The organism is Streptomyces sp. NPDC058000 (genome assembly GCF_042886435.1).
In the GTDB taxonomy this organism is placed as follows: domain Bacteria; phylum Actinomycetota; class Actinomycetes; order Streptomycetales; family Streptomycetaceae; genus Streptomyces.
The window spans coordinates 190,536-207,023 of sequence record NZ_JBHVQS010000008.1; the positions used below are offsets into that span (position 1 = coordinate 190,536).

17 protein-coding genes are annotated in these 16,488 nt (G+C 70.7%); 1 reads left to right on the forward strand and 16 read right to left on the reverse strand.

Translation table 11 applies throughout. The annotated features are described in order from the left end of the window. Window positions 1-117: 117 nt before the first annotated feature. From rpoZ to pyrR, 11 genes are all read right to left on the reverse strand, one after another. Window positions 118-393 carry a DNA-directed RNA polymerase subunit omega gene (gene rpoZ, locus ACFVT2_RS11520; protein ID WP_039638039.1) on the reverse strand — a complete coding sequence of 92 codons (276 nt, stop codon included), beginning with the start codon at window positions 391-393 and terminating at the stop codon, window positions 118-120. 81 nt (window positions 394-474) lie between these two features. After that, window positions 475-1,095, reverse strand: a complete 621-nt coding sequence (gene gmk / locus ACFVT2_RS11525; protein WP_390015292.1) for a guanylate kinase — start codon at window positions 1,093-1,095, stop codon at window positions 475-477. A 38-nt stretch (window positions 1,096-1,133) separates the two neighbouring features. Then, a complete protein-coding gene (locus tag ACFVT2_RS11530; RefSeq protein ID WP_016572363.1) occupies window positions 1,134-1,457 on the reverse strand; it encodes an integration host factor in 324 nt (107 codons plus the stop codon). Window positions 1,458-1,662: 205 nt separating this feature from the next. Further along, window positions 1,663-2,499, reverse strand: a complete 837-nt coding sequence (pyrF, locus tag ACFVT2_RS11535; RefSeq protein WP_390015296.1) for an orotidine-5'-phosphate decarboxylase — start codon at window positions 2,497-2,499, stop codon at window positions 1,663-1,665. Beyond that, the gene (locus ACFVT2_RS11540; RefSeq protein WP_390015438.1) at window positions 2,496-3,605 is read right to left on the reverse strand and encodes a quinone-dependent dihydroorotate dehydrogenase; all 1,110 of its coding nucleotides are present in this window, start codon (window positions 3,603-3,605) and stop codon (window positions 2,496-2,498) included. The genes pyrF and ACFVT2_RS11540 overlap by 4 nt, the downstream gene beginning before the upstream one ends. A gap of 76 nt (window positions 3,606-3,681) precedes the next feature. Then, window positions 3,682-6,993 (reverse strand): carbamoyl-phosphate synthase large subunit, encoded by a 3,312-nt coding sequence (carB, locus tag ACFVT2_RS11545; protein WP_390015299.1) that lies wholly within the window; start codon window positions 6,991-6,993, stop codon window positions 3,682-3,684. Then, window positions 6,986-8,161 carry a glutamine-hydrolyzing carbamoyl-phosphate synthase small subunit gene (carA, locus tag ACFVT2_RS11550; protein WP_390015302.1) on the reverse strand — a complete coding sequence of 392 codons (1,176 nt, stop codon included), beginning with the start codon at window positions 8,159-8,161 and terminating at the stop codon, window positions 6,986-6,988. The genes carB and carA overlap by 8 nt, the downstream gene beginning before the upstream one ends. Next, a complete protein-coding gene (locus tag ACFVT2_RS11555; RefSeq protein WP_390015305.1) occupies window positions 8,158-8,742 on the reverse strand; it encodes a hypothetical protein in 585 nt (194 codons plus the stop codon). The genes carA and ACFVT2_RS11555 overlap by 4 nt, the downstream gene beginning before the upstream one ends. Beyond that, window positions 8,739-10,025 (reverse strand): dihydroorotase, encoded by a 1,287-nt coding sequence (locus tag ACFVT2_RS11560; RefSeq protein ID WP_390015308.1) that lies wholly within the window; start codon window positions 10,023-10,025, stop codon window positions 8,739-8,741. Before ACFVT2_RS11560 ends, ACFVT2_RS11555 begins: the two co-directional genes overlap by 4 nt. A gap of 4 nt (window positions 10,026-10,029) precedes the next feature. Beyond that, entirely contained in the window at window positions 10,030-11,007 is a 978-nt protein-coding gene (locus ACFVT2_RS11565) for an aspartate carbamoyltransferase catalytic subunit (protein ID WP_390015311.1), read from the reverse strand. Window positions 11,008-11,101: 94 nt separating this feature from the next. Beyond that, window positions 11,102-11,740, reverse strand: a complete 639-nt coding sequence (gene pyrR / locus ACFVT2_RS11570; RefSeq protein WP_390015313.1) for a bifunctional pyr operon transcriptional regulator/uracil phosphoribosyltransferase PyrR — start codon at window positions 11,738-11,740, stop codon at window positions 11,102-11,104. 222 nt (window positions 11,741-11,962) lie between these two features. On the opposite strand from pyrR, the gene bldD reads away from it, so the two are divergent. Further along, window positions 11,963-12,463, forward strand: a complete 501-nt coding sequence (gene bldD / locus ACFVT2_RS11575; RefSeq protein WP_018539834.1) for a transcriptional regulator BldD — start codon at window positions 11,963-11,965, stop codon at window positions 12,461-12,463. A 225-nt stretch (window positions 12,464-12,688) separates the two neighbouring features. On the opposite strand, the gene nusB is transcribed toward bldD, so the two are convergent. The 5 genes from nusB to aroQ all read right to left on the reverse strand — a co-directional run bounded on the left by nusB (window position 12,689) and on the right by aroQ (window position 16,486). Beyond that, the gene (gene nusB, locus ACFVT2_RS11580) at window positions 12,689-13,126 is read right to left on the reverse strand and encodes a transcription antitermination factor NusB (RefSeq protein ID WP_390015317.1); all 438 of its coding nucleotides are present in this window, start codon (window positions 13,124-13,126) and stop codon (window positions 12,689-12,691) included. A gap of 2 nt (window positions 13,127-13,128) precedes the next feature. After that, window positions 13,129-13,695: an elongation factor P gene (gene efp / locus ACFVT2_RS11585; RefSeq protein WP_390015320.1), complete on the reverse strand. Its 567-nt coding sequence runs from the start codon at window positions 13,693-13,695 to the stop codon at window positions 13,129-13,131. A 66-nt stretch (window positions 13,696-13,761) separates the two neighbouring features. Beyond that, complete coding sequence (locus ACFVT2_RS11590; protein WP_390015323.1) at window positions 13,762-14,877, reverse strand: aminopeptidase P family protein; 1,116 nt, start codon at window positions 14,875-14,877, stop codon at window positions 13,762-13,764. 66 nt (window positions 14,878-14,943) lie between these two features. Next, window positions 14,944-15,816 carry a Pro-rich N-terminal domain-containing protein gene (locus ACFVT2_RS11595; protein WP_390015326.1) on the reverse strand — a complete coding sequence of 291 codons (873 nt, stop codon included), beginning with the start codon at window positions 15,814-15,816 and terminating at the stop codon, window positions 14,944-14,946. 229 nt (window positions 15,817-16,045) lie between these two features. Beyond that, window positions 16,046-16,486 carry a type II 3-dehydroquinate dehydratase gene (gene aroQ, locus ACFVT2_RS11600; RefSeq protein ID WP_100602420.1) on the reverse strand — a complete coding sequence of 147 codons (441 nt, stop codon included), beginning with the start codon at window positions 16,484-16,486 and terminating at the stop codon, window positions 16,046-16,048. Window positions 16,487-16,488 lie beyond the last annotated feature (2 nt).

Here is a 16,488-nt window from a genome sequence, read left to right on the forward strand (position 1 = left end):
GTCCGAACGCATGTCCCTCAACCTATGCCCTCACGGCATGCCAAGGGCCCGGCAGGTCCCCCGGCTATCTGCCGAGAGGTGCCCCTGCCGGGCCCTTGGTGAGGAATGCGGTGCCGCTTACTGGCCGGCCGGGCCCTCGATGGCCTCCGAGGTCAGCAGACCGGCGTTGATCTCGCGGAGCGCGATCGACAGCGGCTTCTCGTGCACGTGGGTGTCGACCAGCGGGCCGACGTACTCCAGCAGGCCCTCGCCGAGCTGGGAGTAGTACGCGTTGATCTGGCGCGCGCGCTTGGCGGCGTAGATCACGAGGCTGTACTTCGAGTCGGTGGCCTCGAGAAGCTCATCAATGGGCGGGTTGATGATGCCCTCGGGTGCAGTGATGGAAGAGGACACTCTCTGACCTTCCGAAAGGGGATAAAGCAGGTGATGGCGCGTAAGCGCCGAAAATCCGCGGCGCCGCGAGCGGGACCGGAGTCAGTCGCCGGTGGTCCGGTCTTCAGGGCGGCGCAGCATCAAGGCTAGCAGCTCACGGCTGACGTCCTCGACGGAGGTGTTGACGAGCGTTACGTCGAACTCCTTCTCCGCCGCGAGCTCGATCCCGGCCGCCTCCAGGCGCCGCTCGATGACCTCCGGCGCCTCCGTGCCGCGACCGGTGAGACGGCGGACCAGTTCGTCCCAACTCGGCGGAGCCAGGAAGACCAGGTCGGCGTCCGACATGGACTCGCGCACCTGGCGGGCGCCCTGCAGATCGATCTCCAGGAGGACCGGCTCGCCGGCCGCCAGCCGGTCCAGCACCGCCTTGCGCGGGGTCCCGTAGCGGTTGCCGGCGAACTCGGCCCACTCCAGCAGCTCACCGTTGGCGACCAGCTTGTCGAATTCCTCGTCCTCGACGAAGAAGTACTGGACGCCGTGGCGCTCCCCCGGGCGCGGCTTGCGGGTGGTGGCCGAGACCGAGAGCCAGATTTCGGGATGGACCTTGCGCAGATGCGCGACGACCGTGCTCTTGCCGACCCCCGAAGGGCCGGAGAGCACGGTCAGGCGCGGTTGTCTGGCCGGGGGAACGGGGGCGGACCCCCGGGAGACTGCTGAACTCATGCAGCGATTATTCCAGCTACCCGGCAGTGCCGAGAAACTCAGGAACCCGTGCTGCCGAACTCACGCTCCAGTGAGGCGATCTGGTTGGAGCCCAGACCGCGCACCCGGCGGCTCTCGGAGATGCCGAGTCGCTCCATGATCTGCTTCGCGCGGACCTTGCCCACGCCCGGCAGGGACTCCAGGAGGGCGGAGACCTTCATCTTGCCGATGACATCGTTTTTCTGGCCCTGCTGGATGACCTCGTGCAGGGAGGCCCCGGAATGCTTGAGCCGATTCTTGACCTCGGCGCGCTCCCGGCGAGCCGCGGCGGCCTTTTCGAGCGCGGCAGCGCGCTGTTCAGGGGTAAGGGGCGGAAGAGCCACGCCTACGTCACCTCGGATGTCGAACTGTCGGATACGGACCGGTGTGGAACCTAGTCGCCCCGCAACAGCGGAGCAACGAGCAACGCGCTTACGTGCAGTGCTCTCGTCGGAGACTAGCGGCCGATGGCGCTGGAGTCAGCGAGAACAGACGAAAAGTCCTGGTCAGACTCAGCTGACCAGGACATTTCGGGACCAAATAACCGCGTTATGCGACCGCCGCGCGCACTTCGTCGGCGCAGCGGGTCGCCGCCGCGCGCAGTGCGCCGGTGTCCGGGCCGTGCTTCAGCACTCCCCGGCTGACGCTCGGCACCACGTTGCGGACCGCTTTGCCGAAGACGGTGGGCAGGTCCGCGGGGGTGGCGCCCTGCGCCCCGATGCCGGGTGCCAGCAGCGGGCCGTTGATCGCCAGGTCGAAGGTGGAGAGATCGCCGAGCGTGGCACCGACGACCGCGCCGAAGGACCCCAGCGGCTCCGCCCCGGCGTTCTCGGCGGCCAGGTGGCCGAGCATGGTGGCGGCGACCGTGCGGCCGTCCTCGCGGACCGCCCGCTGGACCTCCGCGCCCTCCGGGTTGGAGGTCAGGCCGAGCACGAAGAGGCCGGCGCCGCTCTCCCGCGCCAGTTCCACGGCGGGCTTCAGAGAGCCGAAGCCGAGGTACGGGGAGACCGTCAGCGCGTCCGAGAACAGCGGCGAGTCCGGGCGCAGGAACGCCGCGGCGTAGGCGCTCATGGTGGAACCGATGTCACCGCGTTTGGCGTCCATGAGGATCAGTGCACCGCGCTCCCGCGCCTCCTCGACGGCGGTTTCCAGGACGGCGATGCCGCGCGAGCCGAACCGCTCGAAGAAGGCCGACTGCGGCTTGAAGACCGCGACCTGCTCGCCGAGCGCCTCCACCACGGTCCGGGTGAACCGGGCCAGGCCCGCCACATCGTCGTTCAGGCCCCAGTCGGCCAGCAGCGAGGCGTGCGGGTCGATGCCGACGCAGAGCGGGCCGCGCTCGTCCATGGCACGGCGGAGACGGGCACCGAAGGGTTCGAGGCTCATCCGGTCACCTTCTTGTGGTCGGCGCCGACCGCGTCGGCGAGAGTGGCGTACGGGCTGTTGCGCAGGCGCGCGGCGAGGCCCTTGTGGATCGCGCGGCACCAGAACGGGCCCTGGTAGATGAAGGCGCTGTAGCCCTGGACGAGGGTGGCGCCGGCGAGGATGCGCTGCCAGGCGTCCTCGGCGGTCTCGATGCCGCCGACCCCGACCAGGGTGATCCGGTCGCCCACACGGGCGTACAGGCGGCTCAGGACCTCCAGGGAGCGCTCCTTGAGGGGGGCGCCGGAGAGGCCACCGGTCTCGGCGATCAGCTTCGGGTCGGAGGCCAGTCCGAGGCCCTCACGGGCGATGGTGGTGTTGGTGGCGATGATGCCGTCCAGGCCCAGTTCCAGGGCGAGGTCGGCGACCGCGTCCACGTCCTCGTCGGCGAGGTCGGGGGCGATCTTGACCAGCAGCGGGACCCGGCGGTCGGTGACCGTGCGGTCGGCGGCCTCGCGGACCGCGGTGAGCAACGGGCGCAGGTGGTCGACGGCCTGGAGGTTGCGCAGCCCCGGCGTGTTCGGCGAGGAGACGTTGACGACCAGGTAGTCGGCGTGCTGGGCCAGGCGCTCGGTGGAGGTGACGTAGTCGGCGACCGCCTCGGCCTCCGGGACGATCTTGGTCTTGCCGATGTTGACGCCGACCGTGGTCCGGAAGACGGGGTTGCGGGCGGCCAGGCGGGCGGCGACCGCCGCCGAGCCGTCGTTGTTGAAGCCCATCCGGTTGATCAGCGCGCGGTCCGGCACCAGCCGGAACAGTCGCTTCTTGGGGTTTCCGGGCTGCGGCTCGGCGGTGACGGTGCCGATCTCGACGTGGTCGAAGCCGAGCATGGCCATCCCGTCGATGGCCACGGCGTTCTTGTCGAAGCCGGCGGCCAGGCCGAAGGGGCCGTGCATTCGGCGGCCCAGGGCCTCGGTGCGCAGTTCCTTGTGGCGGGGGGCGAGGGCGGCCGCGGCGAAGGTGCGCAGCACGGGGAGGCGCGCGGCCAGACGGATCCAGCGGAAGGCCAGGTGGTGGGCCTTCTCGGGGTCCATGCGCTGGAAGATCAGCTGGAAGAACAGGCGGTACATGGTGGGCGGGCCTTTTCGCGAGGGGGTCGGTGGGCTCATGAAGAGGGGGACACCATCTGGTGTCCCCCTCTCGGGCCTACTCCTCGCGGGCCGAGGTCAGATGTCGGGCGTGCTCCTGGAGGGAGCGCACCCCGACATCGCCGCGGGACACCGCCTCGATGCCCTGGACGGCGGCGGCCAGCGCCTGGACCGTGGTCAGGCAGGGGATGCCGCGGGCCACGGAGGCGGTGCGGATGTCGTAGCCGTCGAGCCGGCCGCCGGTCCCGTAGGGGGTGTTGACGATCAGGTCGACCTGGCCGTCGTGGATCAGCTGGACGATGGTCTTCTCGCCGTTGGGGCCCTCGCCCTCGGACTGCTTGCGGACCACGGTGGCCTTGATGCCGTTGCGGCGCAGCACCTCGGCGGTGCCGGAGGTGGCCAGCAGCTCGAAGCCGTGGGCGACCAGCTCACGGGCCGGGAAGATCATCGAGCGCTTGTCGCGGTTGGCGACGGAGACGAACGCGCGGCCCTTGGTGGGCAGCGCACCGTAGGCGCCGGCCTGCGACTTGGCGTACGCCGTGCCGAAGACCGAGTCGATGCCCATGACCTCGCCGGTGGAGCGCATCTCCGGGCCGAGGATGGTGTCCACGCCATGGCCCGAGGCGTCCCGGAACCGCGACCAGGGCATGACCGCCTCCTTGACGGAGATCGGCGCGTCCAGCGGCAGCGTGCCGCCGTCCCCGGTCTTGGGGAGCATGCCCTCGGCGCGCAGCTCGGCGATGGTGGCGCCCAGCGAGATCCGGGCGGCGGCCTTGGCCAGCGGGACCGCGGTGGCCTTCGAGGTGAAGGGCACGGTCCGCGAGGCGCGCGGGTTGGCTTCGAGGACGTAGAGGATGTCCCCGGCCATCGCGAACTGGATGTTGATCAGCCCGCGGACGCCGACGCCCTTGGCGATGGCCTCGGTGGAGGCGCGCAGCCGCTTGATGTCGAAGCCGCCGAGGGTGATCGGGGGCAGCGCACAGGCGGAGTCGCCGGAGTGGATACCGGCCTCCTCGATGTGCTCCATGACGCCGCCGAGGTAGAGCTCGTGACCGTCGTAGAGCGCGTCCACGTCGATCTCGATGGCGTCGTCGAGGAACCGGTCGATGAGGACCGGGTGCCGGTCGATCAGGCCGGCGTGCCGCTCCAGGTACTCGGCCAGCGAGGGCTCGTCGTAGACGATCTCCATACCGCGGCCGCCGAGCACGTACGAGGGGCGGACCATCACCGGGTAGCCGATCTCGGCGGCGATGTCCTTGGCCTCGACGAAGGAGAAGGCGGTGCCGTACTTGGGGGCCGGCAGGCCGGCCTCGGTCAGCACCCGGCCGAACGCGCCGCGCTCCTCGGCGAGGTCGATGGCCTCGGGCGAGGTGCCGACGATCGGCACGCCGTTGTCCTTGAGGGCCTGCGCCAGGCCCAGCGGGGTCTGCCCGCCGAGCTGGACGATGACCCCGGCGACCGGGCCCGCCTGGGATTCGGCGTGCACGATCTCCAGCACGTCTTCGAGCGTGAGCGGCTCGAAGTACAGGCGGTCGGAGGTGTCGTAGTCGGTGGAGACGGTCTCCGGGTTGCAGTTGACCATCACGGTCTCGTAGCCGGCGTCGCTGAGCGCGAACGAGGCGTGGACGCAGGAGTAGTCGAACTCGATGCCCTGGCCGATGCGGTTGGGGCCGGAGCCGAGGATGATCACCGCGGGCTTCTCGCGGGGCGCGACCTCGGTCTCCTCGTCGTAGGACGAGTAGAAGTACGGGGTCCGTGCCGCGAACTCGGCCGCGCAGGTGTCGACCGTCTTGTAGACCGGGCGGAGGCCGAGCGCGTGCCGCACCTCGCGGACGACGTCCTCGCGCAGGCCGCGGAGGTCCGCGATCTGGGCGTCCGAGAAACCGTGCCGCTTTGCTTCCGCAAGGATTTCCGGGTCAAGCGTGTCGGCGGCCTCGATCTCGTCCGCGACCTCCTTGATCAGGAAGAGCTGGTCGACGAACCACGGGTCGATCTTCGTGGCGTCGAAGACCTCCTGCGGGGTGGCGCCGGCCCGGATCGCCGCCATGACGGTGTTGATCCGGCCGTCGGTGGGGACCTTGGCCCGCTCCAGCAGCTCGGCCTTGTCGCCGGGCTCGCCGGTGAAGGCGAACTGGCTGCCCTTCTTCTCCAGCGAGCGCAGTGCCTTGTTGAGCGCCTCGGTGAAGTTGCGGCCGATGGCCATCGCCTCGCCGACCGACTTCATGGTGGTGGTGAGGGTGGCGTCGGCGGCCGGGAACTTCTCGAAGGCGAACCGCGGCACCTTGACGACGACGTAGTCGAGGGTCGGCTCGAACGACGCCGGGGTCTCCCGGGTGATGTCGTTGGGGATCTCGTCCAGGGTGTAGCCCACGGCCAGCTTCGCGGCGATCTTCGCGATCGGGAAGCCGGTGGCCTTGGAGGCCAGGGCCGAGGAGCGGGAGACCCGGGGGTTCATCTCGATGACGATGACCCGGCCGTCCTCGGGGTTGACCGCGAACTGGATGTTGCAGCCGCCGGTGTCCACCCCGACCTCGCGGATCACGGCGATGCCGATGTCCCGCAGGACCTGGTACTCGCGGTCGGTGAGCGTCATCGCCGGGGCGACGGTGATCGAGTCACCGGTGTGCACGCCCATCGGGTCGAAGTTCTCGATGGAGCAGACGACCACGACGTTGTCGTGCTTGTCGCGCATCAGCTCCAGCTCGTACTCCTTCCAGCCGAGGATGGACTCCTCCAGGAGCACCTCGGTGGTCGGCGAGAGCGTCAGGCCCTGGCCGGCGATCCGGCGCAGCTCCTCCTCGTCGTGGGCGAAGCCGGAGCCGGCGCCGCCCATGGTGAAGGACGGGCGGACGACGACCGGGTAGCCGCCGAGCTCCTCGACGCCGTTGAGGACGTCGTCCATGGAGTGGCAGATGACCGAGCGGGCGGACTCGCCGTGGCCGATCTTGGCGTTGACCGCCTCGACGACGCCCTTGAACAGGTCGCGGTCCTCGCCCTTGTTGATCGCCTCGACGTTGGCGCCGATCAGCTCGACGCCGTACTTGTCGAGGGTGCCGGCCTCGTGCAGCGAGATGGCGGTGTTGAGCGCCGTCTGGCCGCCGAGGGTCGGCAGCAGCGCGTCCGGACGCTCCTTGGCGATGATCTTCTCGACGAACTCCGGGGTGATCGGCTCGACGTACGTGGCGTCGGCGATCTCCGGGTCGGTCATGATCGTGGCCGGGTTGGAGTTGACCAGGATGACGCGCAGGCCCTCGGTCTTGAGGACCCGGCAAGCCTGGGTGCCGGAGTAGTCGAACTCGGCGGCCTGACCGATGACGATCGGGCCGGAGCCGATGACCAGGACGGACTGGATATCGGTGCGCTTAGGCACGCTGGCCCTCCATCAGAGAAACGCTGTGCTGATTGTTGTCTCGCATGAGCTCGACGAAGCGATCGAAGAGGTACGCGGCGTCGTGCGGGCCGGCGGCCGCCTCGGGGTGGTACTGGACGCTGAAGGCCGGCTGGTCGAGGAGCTGGAGCCCCTCCACCACGTTGTCGTTCAGGCAGACGTGGGAAACCTCGGCGCGGCCGAAGGGGGTGTCCGAAACCTTGTCGAGCGGCGCGTCCACGGCGAACCCGTGGTTGTGCGCGGTGACCTCGACCTTGCCGGTCGTACGGTCCTGCACCGGCTGGTTGATGCCGCGGTGCCCGTACTTGAGCTTGTACGTGCCGAAGCCCAGCGCCCGGCCCAGGATCTGGTTGCCGAAGCAGATGCCGAACAGCGGGGTCTTCCGGGAGAGCACCTCGCGCATCACGCCGACCGCGTGGTCGGCGGTGGCCGGGTCGCCGGGCCCGTTGGAGAAGAACACGCCGTCGGGGTCGACCGCGTAGATGTCCTCGGCGGTCGCGGTGGCCGGCAGCACGTGCACCTCGATGCCGCGCTCGGCCATCCGGTGCGGGGTCATGCCCTTGATGCCGAGGTCGACGGCGGCCACGGTGAACTTCTTCGTGCCGATCGCCGGGACGACGTACGTCTCCTTGGTGGCGACCTGCGCGGAGAGGTCGGCGCCCTGCATCTCGGGCTGCTGGCGCACCTCGGCGAGCATCGTGCCCGCGTCGGGCAGCGCGTTGCCGGAGAAGATGCCGACCCGCATCGCACCGCGTTCGCGCAGGTGGCGGGTGAGCGCGCGGGTGTCGATGCCGCAGATGCCGACGACGCCCTGGTGGCGCAGCTCCTCGTCCAGGGAGCGCCGGGAGCGCCAGTTGGACGGGATCCGGGCGGGGTCCCGGACGACGTAGCCGGCGACCCAGATCCGCGCGGACTCGGGGTCCTCGTCGTTCACGCCGGTGTTGCCGACGTGCGGGGCGGTCATGACGACGACCTGACGGTGGTACGAGGGATCGGTCAGGGTCTCCTGGTAGCCGGTCATGCCGGTGGAGAACACCGCTTCACCGAAGGTCTCCCCCACGGCCCCGTAGGCACGGCCGCGGAAGGTGCGGCCGTCCTCCAGGACGAGTACGGCGGGGATTTTGGCGGTCCCCTTGGTGGAGGTCGTCATCGTGCGCCTTCCGTTTCACTGTGCTCGGTGGTGTGCTCGGTGCTGAGCCGGTCGATGGCCTCGACCCAGGCCGGGTGCTCGCCGGCCCGGTCGGAGCGGAAGCCGGAGTCGATCTGCTTGCCGCCGTGTTCCCAGGTGACGACCAGCAGGCCGCCCTCAGGGAGGACCTTGCCTGCGATGCCCGCCTCAAGGCGGGCGCCACGCAGGGCGGCGACCGGTACGAAGAAGTCCGTGGCGCCCGGCCGTACGACCGCAAGGCCCTGGTCGGTCAGGGTCAGTTCGACCCGGCTACGGGTGCCCAGGCCGTGGGCGACGATCCGGTCCAGCCACTGCCCGGCGGTGGTCGAGCCGTGGTAGCGGCCGCTGAGGGTCAGCCGGGGCTCGCCGGCGTCGGCCGGGGCGGTCGGCAGCTCGGGCAGATCGCCCTGGAGGGTGCCGCGCCACTTCCAGCCCTGGCGCATCAGCCAGTAGACGAAAACGACGAACACCAGGAGACCGACCACCCAGGCGATGCGCCCGGCCCAGTCGGTGACCGGGGCGGAGTGCGGTGCCTCGGCCAGATGGATGAGTGGAGGAGTCACGCCAGCTTCCCGTCGACGACCGTTGCGCGGCCCCGCAGGAAGGTGTGGGTGACGCGTCCCGGCAGCTCACGGCCCTCGTAGGGGGTGTTGCGGCTGCGGGAGGCGAAGCCCGCGGGGTCCACCTCTCCACGGTAAGCGGAATCGACCAGCGTGAGGTTGGCGGGCTCACCGGCTGAGATCGGGCGTCCGTGGCCGGCCTGCCGGCCGATCCGCGCCGGGGTGACGGACATCCGGTCGGCGACGCCGGCCCAGTCCAACAGCCCGGTCTCGACCATCGTGTGCTGGACGACGGACAGCGCGGTCTCCAGGCCCACCATGCCCATCGCGGCCGCGGCCCACTCGCAGTCCTTGTCCTCGTGCGGGTGCGGGGCGTGGTCGGTGGCGACGATGTCGATCGTGCCGTCGGCGAGGGCCTCGCGCAGGGCCAGCACGTCGCGCTCGGTGCGCAGCGGCGGGTTGACCTTGTAGACCGGGTTGTAGCTGCGTACCAGCTCGTCGGTGAGGAGCAGGTGGTGCGGGGTGACCTCGGCCGTCACGTCGATCCCGCGGGACTTGGCCCACCGGACGATCTCGACGCTGCCGGCGGTCGAGAGGTGGCAGATGTGGACCCGGGAGCCCACGTGCTCGGCGAGCAGCACGTCCCGGGCGATGATCGACTCCTCGGCGACGGCCGGCCAGCCGCCGAGCCCCAGCTCGGCCGAGACGATGCCCTCGTTCATCTGGGCGCCCTCGGTCAGCCGCGGCTCCTGGGCGTGCTGGGCGACGACCCCGCCGAACGCCTTCACGTACTCCAGGGCCCGCCGCATGATCACCGCGTCGTCGACGCACTTGCCGTCGTCGGAGAAGACCGTGACGCCGGCCGCGGACTCGTGCATCGCGCCCAGCTCGGCGAGCTTCTTGCCCTCCAGCCCGACGGTGACGGCGCCGATGGGCTGTACGTCGCAGTAGCCGCTCTCCTTGCCCAGCCGGTAGACCTGCTCGACGACGCCGGCGGTGTCGGCGACCGGGAAGGTGTTGGCCATGGCGAACACCGCGGTGTAGCCGCCGCTGGCCGCGGCCCGGGTACCGGTCAGAACGGTCTCGGAGTCCTCCCGGCCGGGCTCGCGCAGATGGGTGTGCAGGTCGACCAGGCCCGGCAGGAGGACCTTGCCGTCGGCTTCGACGACGTCGGCGCCCTCGGCGGACAGGCCGGTGCCGACCGCCTCGATGAACTCCCCGTCGATCAGCACGTCCTGCGGAGCCCCACCGAGCACCTTCGCACCGCGGATCAGAATCTTGCTCATGGTCTTACTTCTCCTCGGAACGGGGGTGGGTGACGGCGGGCTCGTTGCCGCCGAGCAGCAAGTAGAGGACGGCCATGCGGATGGAGACGCCGTTGGCGACCTGCTCGATGACCGTGCAGCGGTCGGAGTCGGCGACCTCGGCGGTGATCTCCATACCGCGGACCATCGGGCCGGGGTGCATCACGATGGCGTGCTCGGGCATCCGCGCCATCCGGTCGCCGTCCAGGCCGTAGCGCCGCGAGTACTCGCGCTCGGTCGGGAAGAAGGCCGCGTTCATCCGCTCGCGCTGCACCCGCAGCATCATCACGGCGTCGGACTTGGGCAGCACGCTGTCGAGGTCGTAGGACACCTCGCACGGCCAGGTCTCGACGCCGACCGGCACCAGGGTCGGCGGCGCGACGAGGGTGACCTCGGCGCCGAGGGTGTGCAGGAGGTCGACGTTGGAGCGGGCGACGCGGCTGTGCAGCACGTCGCCGACGAGGGTGATGCGCTTCCCGTCGAGGTCCCGGCCGAGCCCGGCGTCCGGGCCGATGAGCCGGCGCCGCATGGTGAAGGCGTCCAGCAGGGCCTGGGTGGGGTGCTGGTGGGTGCCGTCGCCGGCGTTGATGACGGGGGCGTCGATCCAGCCGGACGTCGCCAGCCGGTACGGGGCGCCGGAGGCGCTGTGCCGGATGACGACGGCGTCGACGCCCATCGCCTCCAGGGTCTGGGCGGTGTCCTTGAGCGATTCGCCCTTGGAGATGCTGGAGCCCTTGGCGGCGAAGTTGATGACGTCCGCGGAGAGCCGCTTCTCGGCGGCCTCGAAGGAGATCCGGGTCCGGGTCGAGTCCTCGAAGAAGAGGTTGCAGACGGTACGCCCGCGCAGCGCGGGGAGTTTCTTGATCGGCCGGTCGGCGACCCGGGCCATTTCCTCGGCGGTGTCGAGGATCAGCACGGCGTCGTCCCGCGTGAGATCGGCGGCCGAGATGAGGTGGCGCTTCATCCGGTTTACTCCGGGAGTGAGGGAGGTGTACGGGAATGTCCGTTGAGCGGGCATGGGTGCGGGCCCGGGGTCACCGGGTCCGTACGCGCGTGCGCTAGCGCTCGCCGGCCGGGGCGGTCGGCTCGGCCGCCGGGGACTCGACATCGGAGCCGGGGCGGGACGGAGCCGAGCGCAGGCCGAGCAGCACGGCGTCGCGACCGTCCTCCTCGGTCAGCTGGACCTTGACCGCCTCCCGCAGCGACGTGGGGAGGTTCTTGCCTACGTAGTCGGCGCGGATGGGCAGCTCGCGGTGGCCGCGGTCGACCAGGACCGCGAGCTGTACGGCGCGCGGGCGCCCGATGTCGCCCAGGGCGTCCAGGGCGGCGCGGATGGTGCGCCCGGAGAAGAGCACGTCGTCGACGAGGAGGACGAGGCGCCCCTCGATGCCGTCGGTGGGGATCTCCGTACGAGCCAGCGTGCGGGCCGGGCCCAGGCGCAGGTCATCGCGGTACATCGTGATGTCGAGCGAGCCGACCGGAATGGCGCGACCGGTGATCTCTTCGAGCTTGGCGGCCAACCGCCGGGCGAGGAAGACACCGCGGGTGGGGATTCCCAGCAGCACCACGTCGTCCGCGCCCTTGGCGCGCTCGACGATTTCGTGGGCGATGCGGGTGAGCATCCGCGCGATGTCGGGGCCCTCTAGCACCGGCCGGGCCGGGGTGTGAGTTCTCGATGCGGAACTGCGTGCGTCCATACGAAACGGACCTCCTTCTCCGCCTCACGGGACGGACTTTAAAGGACGTCGGAATTACGAGGTTCAGGCTATCAGGAGGCCCTCTCGGCCCCCTACGCCCCCCTGACGGGTGATGGTCTGCCCCATTCGGCTTGACGAAGTCAGATTACGCTGCGTAACCTCACAGTGAGTTACCAGCCACGCGGCGGAGCCGCATGTCGATACAGCCGTCTGGGGAGCTTTATGTCCAGCGAATACGCTAAACAGCTCGGGGCCAAGCTCCGCGCCATCCGTACCCAGCAGGGCCTCTCTCTCCATGGCGTCGAGGAGAAGTCCCAGGGCCGCTGGAAGGCCGTGGTGGTGGGGTCGTACGAGCGCGGCGACCGTGCCGTGACCGTACAGCGCCTCGCCGAGCTGGCGGACTTCTACGGCGTGCCGGTGCAGGAGCTGCTGCCGGGCACGACGCCGGGCGGCGCCGCCGAGCCGCCGCCGAAGTTGGTGCTGGACCTGGAGCGTCTGGCCCACGTCCCGCAGGAGAAGGCCGGCCCGCTCCAGCGCTACGCCGCCACGATCCAGAGCCAGCGCGGTGACTACAACGGCAAGGTCCTCTCGATCCGTCAGGACGACCTGCGCACCCTCGCGGTGATCTACGACCAGTCGCCCTCAGTGCTCACCGAGCAGCTGATCAGCTGGGGCGTGCTGGACGCGGACGCCCGCCGGGCCGTGCAGCACGAGGAGATCTGACCGGCCCGAAGCCCCGCGCTTCACACGCAGAAACGTACCGCCGCCCTGGGCTTCCCAGGGCGGCGGTCGGCGTTTCCCGCGCGCTGCGGCCAGGGGCCGGCCCGACAGCCGGTTGGACGGGCGGACGGCGCGCAGACGGACGACGACGGGCCCGGAGCGATATCGCATCGCTCCGGGCCCGTTCCGTGCCTCGGCTCTCAGCCGATCAGCGGCCGCGCGGCCGGATCAGCGCGTCTCCTCGCGGCGCAGCCCCGGCTTCAGCTCCTTGAGCCGAGCGAGCAGGCCGTTGACGAACGACGGCGAGTCGTCGGTGGAGAACTCCTTGGCCAGCTGCACGGCCTCGTCGATCGCCACCGCGTCCGGCGTGCCGTCCACCCAGAGCAGCTCGTAGGCCCCGAGCCGGAGGATGGAGCGGTCGGCCGCCGGCATCCGGTCCAGGTCCCAGTCCACGGAGTAGGTGGAAATGAGCTCGTCGATGCGGGCGACGTGCTCCGCGTACCCCTCGACCAGTTCCAGGGTGTACTCGTGCACCGGCGGCTGGCGGGAGTCGGTCCGGGCATGGCGCATCCAGTCCGCGAGCACGGACTGCACATCGGCACCGCGCTGGTCGGCCTCGAAGAGGATCTGGAAGGCGCGCTTACGGGCCTTGGTGCGGGCAGCCACGGTTAGCTGTTCACCCGGCCGAGGTAGTCGCCGGTACGGGTGTCGACCTTGATCTTCTCACCGGTGGTGATGAAGAGCGGGACCTGGATCTCGTAGCCGGTCTCCAGGGTGGCGGGCTTGGTGCCGCCCGTGGAGCGGTCGCCCTGGACGCCCGGCTCGGTCTCCTTGATGACCAGCTCGACGGCGGCCGGCAGCTCGACGTAGAGCACGTTGCCCTCGTTCTGCGCGACGACGGCCTCGAAGCCCTCGATCAGGAAGTTGGCGGCGTCACCGACGGCCTTGCGGTCGATGTGCAGCTGGTCGTAGGTGTCCATGTCCATGAAGACGAAGTAGTCGCCGTCCATGTACGAGAACTGCATGCCCCGCTTGTCGACGGTCGCCGTCTCGACCTTGGTGCCGGCGTTGAAGGTCTTGTCCACCACCTTGCCGGAGAGCACGTGCTTGAGCTTGGTACGGACGAAGGCCGGGCCCTTACCGGGCTTGACGTGCTGGAACTCGACGACGGACCAGAGCTGGCCGCCTTCGAGCTTGAGCACCATGCCGTTCTTGAGGTCGTTCGTGGAAGCCACGGTTGCGGAATCTCCTGGACTACAGGTGGTGGGTACCTCGAAACCGCCCGCAGTGAGCTCGGTGGCTCACAGGGCGAGCAGCTCCTTGGTCGTGATCGTGAGTAGCTCGGGTCCGCCGTCCGCCTCGGGGCGGACGACGAGGGTGTCGTCGATCCGGACACCCCCACGGCCCGGGATGTGGACCCCTGGCTCGACGGTGACCGGCACGCAAGCGTCCAGTTTACCCATGGCGCCGGGTGACAATTGAGGGTCCTCGTCGATTTCCAGTCCGACACCGTGTCCGGTCCACGGCCCGACCCCCTCACCGTGCCCCGCCCGCTCCAGGATCTGGCGGGTCACCCGGTCCACCTCATGGCACTCCACGCCCGGCGCCAGCGCCTCCCGACCGGCCTTCTGGGCTGCGAAGACCAGGTCGTACAGGTCGATCTGCCAGTCCGCCGGGGTGGTGCCGATGACGAAGGTCCGGCCGATCTCGCAACGGTAGCCGCGGTAGTTCGCGCCCAGGCCGACGGTCAGGAAGTCGCCCTCCTCGACCCGTCGGTCGGTGGGCAGGTGGCCGGCGCGCCCGGAGTTCGGGCCGGTGGCGACGGAGGTGGGGAAGGCCGGGCCGTCCGCGCCGTGGTCGACCAGGCGGCGCTCCAGTTCGAGCGCGAGGTGGCGTTCGGTGCGGCCGACCAGGATCGACTCCAGGAGTTCGCCCAGTGCCTGGTCGCTGATCTCGGCGGCGATCCGCAGGCAGGCGATCTCGTCGTCGTCCTTGACCAGCCGCTGCGCCTCGACGGCGCAGGCCAGGTCGGCGAGTCGCATCCGGGGCGCGATCTGGGACAGCGCCCGGTGGCGGGTGACGGTGAGGTGGTGCTCCTCCACGGCGAGGATCTCCGCGCCCGCCTTGGCGGCCAGACCGGCGGCGGCCACCACGGGGTCGCTGCCGCGGGCCGGCAGCACCGAGACCCGTACGTCGTCGGCGGGGTGCCCCTCGGTGGGGTCACCGGTGAGCGGCCGGCCGCAGACCAGGACGTCATCGCCGGGGTCGCCGGGGCCCAGCAGCAGGGCCGCGCCGGGTGGGGTGCAGCCGGTGAGATAGCGGACGTTGGCGGGGCGCGAGATCAGTGCGGCGGTACTTCCGGTTGCGGCGCAGCGGTCGCGCAGCTGCGTGCGTCGGACCGCGTACAACTCGGACATATCGTCAGCGTACGACCGCTCTCCCGGACCGGCCGTTCGAGACGGCCGGCCGGGGGACGGGGCCGGCTACCAGCTGGGCGGACTGGCGATGCCGCGGGCGACGACCTCGTCGAGCGCCCGCACGGTGGTGGCGACGTCGTGCTGGGAGTTGTCGATGATCGGCAGCCCGGAGCCGTACCAGCCGGCCATCCGGCCGTGGATGCGGGCCACCTCCTCGTCGGAGAGGCGGCGGTTGCCGGTGCGCCGGGCGTTGCGATCCAGGACGACCTCCAGGCCCGGGAGCAGCACGATCGGCAGCAGACCGGGGCCGACGTGACGCTTCCAGCCGCCGAGGCCGACGACCGGGCGGTCCGGGAAGACCGCGTCGTCGAGGATGCAGGAGATGCCGTTGGCGAGGAAGTTGCGCGCGGAGAAGCCGCAGGTGCGGCGGGCGAGGCGGTACTGCGCCTCGGAGTTGTCGTTCCAGCCGGACTGCGGGTCGGCGAAACCGGACCGGACCCATTCGCGGACGTCGTCCAGGCTGATGTGCGCGGTCGGCACCCGCCGGGTGTCGGCCCAGTGGCGGGCGACGCTGGTCTTGCCGGCGCCGGCCGGGCCGATCAGCAGCACCGCTACGGCGGCGTGCGCGGCGTCCGGGGCGGCGTTGCCTGGCGGCGGGCTGGGCAGCGGGACGGGGGCGCCGGAGGGCAGCTGGACGTGGCCGGTGATGTCGTTGCTGTGCGGGGTGGGCGGGGCCTGGTGGGGCGCGGGGGCGTGCCAGCCCTGGCCCGGGGCGGTGTGCGCCGGCGGGGCGGGCGGCGGCGGGGCCGCGGGGGTGTGCGGCACGCCGGGCGGGTGGGGCTGGCCGGGGTGGGGCGTCCAGTTCATGGTCATGCCGGCGCCTTGGGGGGGAAGCGGGCCGCGGGGCGGTGGCAGCGGAGCCCCCACTGCGTACTGCATCCGGTGGCTCTCCGTCTCGTGCGGTCGACGTGGTGCGGGGCGGCGCACCGGGCGGGGTGGCCCGGTGCGCCGTGGCGGCAACTGCGGGGCGGGTACGGGCCGTTGCTGCCCCACCGCCGGGTGGTGCTGCGGTGAACCGTACTCCCCCGGCAACTGCCAGGAGGTTTCCCTACCCCCGGCGTCCGTCGAATGAACGGCCGAGGGTACGGGTGTATGGACGACGCGCCGGTCAGCCGTTCAGTTCCTCGGCGAGGGCGCGCAGCGCCAGACGGTACGAGCCGATGCCGAAACCGGCGATGGTGCCACTGGCGACGGCCGCGATGACCGAGGTGTGGCGGAACTCCTCGCGGGCGTACGGGTTGGAGATGTGCACCTCGATCAGCGGGGCGGTGCGCTGGGCCGCCGCGTCCCGCATCGCGTACGAGTAGTGCGTGAACGCACCGGGGTTGATGACGACGGGGACGGCACCGTCGGCGGCCTCGTGCAGCCAGCGGACCATCTCGCCCTCGTCGTTGGTCTCCCGCACCTCGGCCTCGAAGCCGAGTTCCTTGCCGAGCCGGGCGCATTCGGCGACCAGCCCGGCGTAGGAGGTGGCGCCGTAGACGTCGGGCTCGCGGGAGCCCAGCCGGCCGAGGTTGGGGCCGTTCAGGACCAGCACGCGGCGGCTCATCG

What these genes read in the sequence shown, in the direction of transcription:
- gmk (WP_390015292.1), bottom strand. Translation starts at nt 1,095, where the DNA reads ATGAGTTCAGCAGTCTCCCGGGGGTCCGCCCCCGTTCCCCCGGCCAGA.
- pyrF (WP_390015296.1), bottom strand. Translation starts at nt 2,499, where the DNA reads ATGAGCCTCGAACCCTTCGGTGCCCGTCTCCGCCGTGCCATGGACGAG.
- ACFVT2_RS11540 (WP_390015438.1), bottom strand. Translation starts at nt 3,605, where the DNA reads ATGTACCGCCTGTTCTTCCAGCTGATCTTCCAGCGCATGGACCCCGAG.
- carA (WP_390015302.1), bottom strand. Translation starts at nt 8,161, where the DNA reads ATGACGACCTCCACCAAGGGGACCGCCAAAATCCCCGCCGTACTCGTC.
- ACFVT2_RS11560 (WP_390015308.1), bottom strand. Translation starts at nt 10,025, where the DNA reads ATGAGCAAGATTCTGATCCGCGGTGCGAAGGTGCTCGGTGGGGCTCCG.
- ACFVT2_RS11565 (WP_390015311.1), bottom strand. Translation starts at nt 11,007, where the DNA reads ATGAAGCGCCACCTCATCTCGGCCGCCGATCTCACGCGGGACGACGCC.
- pyrR (WP_390015313.1), bottom strand. Translation starts at nt 11,740, where the DNA reads ATGGACGCACGCAGTTCCGCATCGAGAACTCACACCCCGGCCCGGCCG.
- bldD (WP_018539834.1), top strand. Translation starts at nt 11,963, where the DNA reads ATGTCCAGCGAATACGCTAAACAGCTCGGGGCCAAGCTCCGCGCCATC.
- ACFVT2_RS11590 (WP_390015323.1), bottom strand. Translation starts at nt 14,877, where the DNA reads ATGTCCGAGTTGTACGCGGTCCGACGCACGCAGCTGCGCGACCGCTGC.
- ACFVT2_RS11595 (WP_390015326.1), bottom strand. Translation starts at nt 15,816, where the DNA reads ATGCAGTACGCAGTGGGGGCTCCGCTGCCACCGCCCCGCGGCCCGCTT.
- aroQ (WP_100602420.1), bottom strand. Translation starts at nt 16,486, where the DNA reads ATGAGCCGCCGCGTGCTGGTCCTGAACGGCCCCAACCTCGGCCGGCTG.